This is a genomic window from Kitasatospora sp. NPDC033851, from assembly GCF_055576085.1.
On sequence record NZ_JBVIRL010000012.1, the window covers coordinates 136,570 to 145,205 of the forward strand.

The following is an 8,636-nucleotide window of genomic DNA, read 5'->3' on the forward strand; positions in this document are numbered from 1 at the left end:
GCAATCCGGTCGGACGCGAAGCGGCCGTGCGGGCGTTCACGTGCTCCTCCTCGGACGGGTCGATCGGGCGTTCATTGTCGCCGCCGGAGGCTCCGGCGGACCACGACGTTGACCTGACGTTGACCTGACACTCGGGCCGCTCCCGGCTACGCTCGTTCGCGGCCCGCGCCGGACGGGGCGGGGCGCGGGGGACGCTTGGCCGGGGGAGTGGGGGACGTGTTGGGGGCTGCTGTGTTCGCCGAGCTGTTACGGGAGCGACGCCTGTCGGCGGGGTGGAGCCAGGACGAGCTGGCAGAGCGCTCGGGGGTGTCGACCCGGTCGATCAGCGCCCTGGAGGCAGGTGGGCGACGGCCGCGGATGTCCTCGGTGGTCCGGCTCGCCGGGGCCCTGGGCCTCGACCCGGACACCCGCGCCCGGTGGCTGATGGCCGCCCGGGACGCGGGCGCGGAGGAGCCGGGCGGACCGGACACCCCGGCGGCCGCGCCCCGGCCCGAGGCCGGTGCGGCGGCCTCCCCGCCCCTCCCGCGCTCCCCGGCCGGGCCGGGTGGGGGGCGTGGCGCGCCGGCCGTGCCGCAGCAACTGCCGATGGCCATCCGGCACTTCACCGGTCGGGCCCGAGAGATCCAGGCGCTCGACGGACTCCTCGGCGACCGGATCCCCGGCTGCGGCGCCGTCGTGATCTCGGCGATCGCCGGCACCGCCGGCGTGGGCAAGACCACGCTCGCCGTGCACTTCGCCCACCGGGTGGCGGACCGCTTCCCCGACGGGCAGCTCTTCGCCAACCTGCGCGGCTTCGACCCGGCCAGGAGCCCGGTCGACGCCGCCGACGTGGCGCGCGGCTTCCTGGACGCGCTCGGCGTACCGGCCTCGCGCATCCCCGCCGACCCGGACGGGCAACTCGCGCTCCTGCGCAGCCGGCTGGCCGGCACCCGGACGCTGATCGTCCTCGACAACGCCCTCGAGGCGGAGCAGGTCCGCCCGCTGCTTCCCGGCTCGGACACCTGCCTGGTCCTGGTCACCAGCAGAAACCGGATGCCCGGACTGGTCGCCCTGGACGGCGCCGTCCCGCTCGCCCTCGACGTGCTCTCCCGCGCCGAGGCCCGCGAACTGCTCGCCCGCCGCCTGGGCCCCGCCGCCGTCGAGGAACAGCCCGACGACGCCGACGAGTTGATCGAGCTGTGCGCCAGGCTGCCGCTGGCCCTGAACATCGCCGCCGCCCGCGCGGCCGACCACCCCGGCACCCCGCTCGGCGTCTGGGCGCGCGAACTGCGGGACTCCCGGGCGCGCCTGGACCTGCTGTCCACCGGGGACGTGCACGCGGACGTCCGGGTGGTGCTCTCCTGGTCCTACCGCGCCCTGGCGCCGAAAGCCGCGCGCCTGTTCCGGCTGCTCGGCCTGCACCCGGGGCCGGAGATCGGCGCGGCCGCCGCCGCGAGCCTCGCCGGCCTGCAGCCGGCCGAGGCCCGCCGGCTGCTGGACGACCTGCACCGCGCCCACCTGATCGCGGCGCCGGACCGGGACCGCTACACCCTGCACGACCTGCTGCGCGCCTACGCCGCCGAGCGGGCGGCCGCCGACGAGTCCCCGCAGGGACGGGCCGAGGCGACCCTGCGGATGCTCGACCACTACCTCCACACCGCACACCGGGCCGGCTGCCTCGCCTACGCCGACGACGCCTCCTGGCAGCCGCTCGCCCTCGCGGAGCCGGCCGCCGGGGTCGCGCCCGAGGACCTCGCCGACCGCGGGCAGGCGCTCGCCTGGTACCGGGGCGAGCAGCCGGTGCTCGAACGGATCGTCGACGGGGCCCACCGGGCGGGGCTCGACACGCACGCCTGGCAGCTCGTCGCCGCGCAGGTGGCCTACCTGCTCAAGTCGGGGCTGTGGCAGCAGTGGCAGCGGGCGAGCGAGACCGCGCTCGCCGCCGCCGAGCGGACCGGGGACCTCCGCGGACAGGCCCACGCGCACCGCTGGCTCGGCCAGGTGCACCGCTCCCAGGGCCGCCAGCCCCAGGCCCGCCACGAACTGCGCCTGGCCCTCGACCTGTTCGACGCACTCGGCGACCGGCCGCGCCAGGGCAGGACACTGCTCGACCTCGCCCTCGCGCTCGGCGAGGAACAGGCCGACGCCGAGGCGGTGGCAGAGTCCCGCCGGGCACTGGAGCTGTTCCGGGCGATCGACGACCGCAACGGGCAGGCCCTCGCCCTCAACAGCATCGGCTGGTACCTGACGCAGCAGGGCGAGCCACGGCCGGGACTGGCGCACTGCCGGCGCGCGCTGGACCTGGCCCGCGAAACCGGCAACCTCCCCGCCCAGTCGTCGATCTGGGACAGCGTCGGCTACATCCACCACCAGCTCGGCGAGTACCACGAGGCCCTGCCCGCCTACCAGGAGTCCCTGCGGCTGCGGCAGGAGGTCGGCGACTACTTCCTCCAGGCGGACATCCACACCCACATCGGCGACACCCACCTCGCCCTCGGCGATCCCGAAGCCGCCCGGGCCTCCTGGACGCGCGGCCTCGCCATCCTCGAAGACCTGGAGCACCGTGACGCCGACGCCGTCAGCGCCCGCCTGAACGCCCTCGCCGGCCCGGACCACCGACCGCCGGCGGAGCCGCCGACAGGGCCGCCGCCGGAGCCGCCGCCGGGGCGGTGAACCGGACCGCCTCCGCCGCCCGTAGCACCGAAGAGGACGCGCGCACCGCGCGTCCCCGGCGACAACGGGTGCGCCCAGGAGGCGGGGAGGAACCGGATGCAGTCCCGACGCGACCAGGTGCAGGCGCACCTGTTCGTGATGAGCAGGCTGGCCTCGGGCATGCTGCGCGCGGAGCCCGACGCGCCGGACACCCCCACCGGGCGGACCACCCGGGGCACCATGACCGGCCTGGCCGTCGCGGTGCTGATCGGGCTCGGCGTCACGGTGTACGGGGTGATCAAACCCGGCGGCAGCGACGGCTGGGCCAAACCCGGCACCCTGGTGGTGGTCGAGGAGACCGGCGCCCGCTACCTCTTCGTCGGCGGGCAGCTGCACCCGGTGCTGAACGACACCAGCGCCCGGCTGGTGGCCGGCGACCAGATGACGGTGCGGCAGGTGAGCCGGGACTCGCTCGCGGACGCGCCGCGCGGCCTACCGGTCGGAATCGTCGGCGCCCCCGACGGGCTGCCCCCGGCCGCCGACCTGGCGGGCGGCACCTGGCTGGTCTGCGGCACCGTCCAGTCCGGCCCGACCGGCGCCCCCGCGACCCGGCTCGGCCTGCAGATGGACCCGGCCGCGGAGGGACGGGCGCTGACCGCCGCCCAGGGCGTACTGGTCGCCCAGCCGGACGGTTCGGTCCACCTGCTCTGGCAGGGCCAGCGGCTGCGCGTGGACACCGCCAACCAGGCGCTGCAGGCGCTCGGCTACGGCGGTGCGACGCCCTTCCCCGTCCCGGCCGGCCTGCTGAACGCGCTGCCCGCCGGGCCGGACCTGGCCTCGCCCGCCGTCGCCCGGCGCGGCGAGCCGGGCCCGGCGCTGGGCGGCAAACCGACCCGGATCGGCCAGCTCTTCGGGGCCCCCGGCGGCGCGCACTACCTGCTCACCAAGGACGGCCTCGCCCCGCTCACCCCGACCCTGTACGCGCTGCTGCTCGGTGACCCGCGCACCCAGCAGGAGGCGTACGGCGGCGACGCCCCGACGCCCGCGCCGATCGGCGCCATGGACCTGGCCGCGCACACCGCGCCCGGCGGTCCGCCGGCCCCGGGGCTCCCGGAGACGCCGCCGGCCCTGGTCCTGCCGCTGCGCGGCGAAGGCGTCTGCGCCGACCTGCACACCGGCGCCGGCGCCCCGGTCACGTCCGTCACGGTGCTGCCCGCCGACCGGGCCGAGGCGGGCCGCCCGCCGACGGCCCCGGTGGGCGCGCCACCGGGCACCTGCGCGGTCGCCGACCGGATCGCCGTACGGCCGGGCCGCGGGGCCCTGGTGCGGGCGCTGTCCGGCGCCGGGGCGGGCAGCACCGAGTACCTGGTCACCGAGGCCGGGGTGCGCTTCCCGCTGCCCGCCGCGGCGGTGGCGAAGCAGCTCGGCTACGGCGGCACCACCCCCGTCGCGGTGCCCGCACCGGTGCTCGGCCTACTGCCGGCCGGGCCGAGCCTCGACCCGGCCGCCCTCGGCGACGGTACCGGCGCCTCGCCGACCGCCACGGCCACCCCGGCCGCGCAGGCCACCCAGGCCGCGCCGCCGGCCTCGCCGCCGTGCGGCTGAACCACCGCCCGTCGCAGGGCCGTTGAGTCGATCAGGAATCTCCGCCGGGCCGCCCGCCCGGCGAGCGCAGGGAAGGGAGCACGCCATGACCACACCGGGCATGTTGACCAAGGAGGACGAGGCGATCCGCCAGGTCCTCGCCAGCCTGGAGCACCAGATCGAGAACATGGTGACCGCCGGGCGCACGGTCGAGCGGATCAAGGAGGAGCTGGCCGGGGGCTACATCTCCGGCGCCAGCACCATCTTCCAGCAGAAGGTGGAGGACTGGATGACGCGCTACCAGCAGATCATCGGGTCCTTCGAGCGGTTCGTGCAGTCCACCCAGGGTGCCAACCAGATCCTCACCCAGGCCGAGGACGACGCGCGCGCCCACGCCGCGGACGGCATCTACAACGGCCTGCAAGGCGCCTGACTTCCCGTCACAGAAGGAGGATTCAGTACCGATGGACTTCGGCAGCATCCAGCTCCACCACGAAACCGTCTCGCAGGCGGCCACCGAACTGCGCCAGGCCGGCTCCATGATGCGGAGCAACCTGGACGCACTCATGGGCAAGCTCAAGGGCGTGATCGACGGCGGCCACTTCCAGGGTGTCGCGGCCAACGCCTTCGAGGAGCTCTCCCGGGTCGTGGCGGCCAACGAGAGCGCCATGGACGAGGACATCACCGCCGCGGCGAACACCCTCAACACGATGCACGAGATCATGACGGAGTCTGACGCCAACGCCGGGAAGCAGTTCCACCACTGAGGCGAGGACGGAGGTGATCGCCCATGGGCGAGGAAACCATCAAGGTCTCGGTGAGCGGTCTCAATGACTTCGCCACGAAGCTCGAGACCTTCCGCATCGAGGTCGGCGACGCGGCGAGCAAGGTGCACGACTGCCCGCCCCTTCTGCCGGGCAACGACATCCTGCCCGAGATCGCGAACCTGAAGAAGGGCTCGACCGAGTTCATGGCCAGCGTGGCCTCCGCGCTGACCGCCATCCAGACGGACGTCAAGAACATCAAGTCCGACCTGCAGATGGCCGGGACCATGTTCAACCTCGGGGCGGAGGAGAGCCTCACCGAGGCGCAGATGATGGAGATCCTGCACGACGTCCTGGGCGGCGGCAGCCCGTCGACATCCGTCAAGTGACGCGACTCTCCGTCGGGCGGGCCTGACCGCCCGTCCGACGGCGGGTACGGCGCCGTCCCCTTCCGTTCCCGTTCCGCTGCCTACCGGAGGAAGCCATGGCAGATCCGAAGCACTACCCATGGGAAGACGCCCTGGCGGCCTTCGCGAGCTCGACGCAGACCTCGATCACGAACCGGGACGCGGCGATGGCTCAGCCGTGGATCACCGGGATCGAGGTCCGTACGGGCATGAAGAGCGGCAACGACGAGAGGAAGTCCCAGAAGTCGGGGAGCAGCGGCTGGGCGGGCTACGACATGTGGGCCGAGTGGGTGTACAACACCACGAGCCCGTGGAGCACGATCGTGGGCGTCACGGTCGACTGGGACTTCTGGCAGCTCAAGCCGCCCGCGGGTGACACCAGCACGCCGCTCGGGCACTTCGAGGCCAACGCGGACACCATCCTGGCGCCGCTCCTGTGGGGCGACCGCAGGAACGACAAGACGAGCGCCCAGAGCTACAACGACGCGGCGACGGTCATCCGCGCCGCGAACCTCTGGGTGGGGAACCAGCAGCAGAAGATCCAGACCTGGGCGGACGAGGTCGACGGCGCGGGCAGCGACTTCCAGGGGAGCGCGGCCGGCCGGTTCAAGGAAGTCCTGATCGGTACGCGGAACGAGTTCATCAAGCTGCACCTCGACCTCGGTACGACGGACGCCATGGCGAGTGCCCTCGACGACGTCGCGGAGGCGATGCGCGCCGCGCACCGCAAGATGTACGACGGTTACAACGCCTGGCGGGTCAACGGAGGCGAGAACCTGTTCGCGACGAAGTGGACCCTCAAGGAGGACGACGCCTCGTTCTCCTGGCCGCACGCATGCGTCCACGCCGCGTTCGCGGTGGCGACGGCGGGCCTGGTCCCGACGATGGTGGACAACAACACCGCCTCCTTCACCGGCGGGCAGGTGCTGCCGACCGACAACGACGCCTTCAAACAGTGGTTGGAGGAGCTCTCCAAGAAAACCTGGACGACCTGGATCGAGCTCACCCTGGACAAGCACGCGACCGAGGCGATGACCGCGTTCAAGACGGCCTACTCCCACGCCACCGCCGTCCTGCAGAAGGTCGACCCCCCGAAGAAGTGGCTGCCCGCCGACAAGCCGCCGACCGCCCCGGACGGCGGCCCGAAGCCCCCGCCGGGATCGTCCGGCGCCGGGGGTGACGGCAAGGGCGGTGACCTGGGTCTCGGCGGCTCGGGCGACAAGAAGCCGCCGGGGACCAAGGGCGCCACCCCGCCCCCGCCCCCGCCCCCGCACGTGCCGGGCTCGTTCACCGGGATCGGGGGCAACAACGGGAACGGCGGCGGAGGCGGCAGCCAGGCGCCGCTGCTCGGCAAGGACGGCAAGCCGCTCCTGGACAAGGACGGCAAGCCCCTGTACGTGCCGCCCGGCACCACGGTCAACGCCAAGGGCGAGCTGATCGGTCCCGACGGCAAGCCCCTGCTGGGCGCGGACGGCAAGCCGCGGCACGTGCCGCTGGGGACGACCGTCGGCAAGCCGACCCCGACCCAGAACCAGACCGGCGGCGGCGGCCTCGGCGCGCCGTTCACGGTGCCGCCCGGCTCGAAGAAGAACGAGGACGGTACGGTCACCGGTCCCGGCGGCGCCGCGCTGAAGGACGCCAACGGCAATCCGGTGCTGCTCGGCAAGGACGACACGATCGACAAGGACGGCACGGTCCGCAACGCCAACGGGCAGCCGATCTCGCAGTTCGAACAGCTGCTGAACGACCAGTCGCGCGCCTACACCGGGCGGCCCGGCGGTACCTCCGGCGGCAGCGGCGGGGGTGGCAGCTGGGCCGGCCTGCCGCCCTCCTTCGGCAGCGACTTCTCCTTCGGTACGAGCGGTCTGGGCGGTGCCGGCGGCTCGGGCTCCTTCAAGGGCGGCACCGACCTGTTCGGGGAGTCCTTCGGCAAGACCGGCGGCTCGGGCCTCTCCGGCCCCCGGACCACCGGCGGCATCAGCGCCTCGGGTCCGCCGACGATCGGGACCGGCGGGCGGATGGCCACGCTCGGCGCCGCGAACGGCGGCGCCGCGCTGGCCGAGGAGGCGGCCCTGACCGGGCGCGCCGCCGCCGGCCGGGCCGCCGCCGCCACCGCCGCCGAGGAGGCCCAGCTGATGGGCCGCGGCGTCCCGACCACCGGCGGAATGGGCGGACCGATGATGCCCCCGATGGGCGCCGGTGCCGGTGCGGGCGCCGGAGCCGCCGGCCAGAGCGAGAAGGAACGGCAGCGCACCACCTGGCTGGCCGAGGACGAGGAGGTCTGGGGCACCGACTCCGGTGCGGTGACGGGCGTCATCGGCCGCTGAGCACGCGCGGGGCCCCGTCTCACGGGACGCGGTCGGCCGACGTCGAACCCGGCGGCCGGGCGCAGCCGTAGAGATGACCGTACGACCCCACGGACCGGTGCGGTCCCGGGCCCGACATCCCCGGGCCCGGGACGCACCCTCGGGAAGAGACGGAGGTGCGGGAGTGGAACTCTCGTTCGCCGAACAGATCGAACAGGCGATGGCCGCGCTGGAGGAGCAGCAGGTCAAGATGGCCGCGGCGGCCAAGGAACTGGAGGTGGCGACCGCCTCGGTGACGTCCAAGGACCGGATGGTCACCGCGGTGGTGGGCGCCCAGGGACAGGTGGAGTCGCTGACCTTCCACACCACCGCCTACCGGTCGATGGCTCCGGCCCAGCTCGCCAAGGTGCTCACCGACGTGCTGAACACCGCGCGGGCCGACCTCGGCGACCGGGTGGCCGCGACGATGGGCGAGTTCAAGGGCCTCGGTGAGACCCTGGCGGCCTCGATGACCGGCGGCACCGAACTGGACGGACTCTTCGCCCCGTTGCGGCAGATGCGCCCCGGCTTCGCCGAGGACGCGGCGGCGGAGGAGCGGCGCAAGCGCGACCGGCAGGAGGAGTTCCGTGGCTGAGAGGCTGACCGCGCTGTCGGACCTGAAGGACAAGTTCGGCAAGTACCCCCAGCTCGCCGACCTGTTCACGGACATCGAGACCTGGACCGGGCAGATCAACCTGTACAACAAGGAATCGGCAGGCAACGACGAGATCGGCAAGAAGTACCACGAGAACGTCGACGCGCCCACCGAGTCCATCATCAAGCTGCTCAAGAGCGTGCGGAGCACCGTCGAGAGCGCCGGGACCGGTGGGACGAACACCGCCAACATCCTCAACGACGCCGACCACGAGGCCGGGAACTCGGTCTGACGCGCCGTCCGGCCCGCC

At 73.8% G+C, this 8,636-nt stretch carries 8 protein-coding genes; all 8 read left to right on the forward strand.

From position 1 onward, the window contains the following. Window positions 1-216 precede the first annotated feature (216 nt). The 8 genes from ACZ51D_RS23250 to ACZ51D_RS23285 all read left to right on the forward strand — a co-directional run bounded on the left by ACZ51D_RS23250 (window position 217) and on the right by ACZ51D_RS23285 (window position 8,618). A complete protein-coding gene (locus tag ACZ51D_RS23250) occupies window positions 217-2,652 on the forward strand; it encodes an ATP-binding protein (protein WP_465663435.1) in 2,436 nt (811 codons plus the stop codon). A gap of 96 nt (window positions 2,653-2,748) precedes the next feature. Continuing rightward, entirely contained in the window at window positions 2,749-4,236 is a 1,488-nt protein-coding gene (gene eccB / locus ACZ51D_RS23255; protein ID WP_465663436.1) for a type VII secretion protein EccB, read from the forward strand. An 85-nt stretch (window positions 4,237-4,321) separates the two neighbouring features. Continuing rightward, window positions 4,322-4,648 carry a hypothetical protein gene (locus ACZ51D_RS23260; protein ID WP_465618003.1) on the forward strand — a complete coding sequence of 109 codons (327 nt, stop codon included), beginning with the start codon at window positions 4,322-4,324 and terminating at the stop codon, window positions 4,646-4,648. 31 nt (window positions 4,649-4,679) lie between these two features. Next, window positions 4,680-4,982 carry a hypothetical protein gene (locus ACZ51D_RS23265; RefSeq protein ID WP_465618005.1) on the forward strand — a complete coding sequence of 101 codons (303 nt, stop codon included), beginning with the start codon at window positions 4,680-4,682 and terminating at the stop codon, window positions 4,980-4,982. Window positions 4,983-5,005: 23 nt separating this feature from the next. Beyond that, complete coding sequence (locus ACZ51D_RS23270; protein ID WP_465663437.1) at window positions 5,006-5,368, forward strand: hypothetical protein; 363 nt, start codon at window positions 5,006-5,008, stop codon at window positions 5,366-5,368. A gap of 95 nt (window positions 5,369-5,463) precedes the next feature. Further along, complete coding sequence (locus tag ACZ51D_RS23275; protein WP_465618009.1) at window positions 5,464-7,713, forward strand: hypothetical protein; 2,250 nt, start codon at window positions 5,464-5,466, stop codon at window positions 7,711-7,713. A gap of 163 nt (window positions 7,714-7,876) precedes the next feature. Continuing rightward, window positions 7,877-8,326, forward strand: coding sequence for a YbaB/EbfC family nucleoid-associated protein (locus ACZ51D_RS23280; protein WP_391549843.1), 450 nt, complete (start codon window positions 7,877-7,879; stop codon window positions 8,324-8,326). After that, window positions 8,319-8,618 carry a hypothetical protein gene (locus ACZ51D_RS23285; RefSeq protein WP_465618011.1) on the forward strand — a complete coding sequence of 100 codons (300 nt, stop codon included), beginning with the start codon at window positions 8,319-8,321 and terminating at the stop codon, window positions 8,616-8,618. The genes ACZ51D_RS23280 and ACZ51D_RS23285 overlap by 8 nt, the downstream gene beginning before the upstream one ends. The last annotated feature ends 18 nt before the right edge of the window (window positions 8,619-8,636 follow it).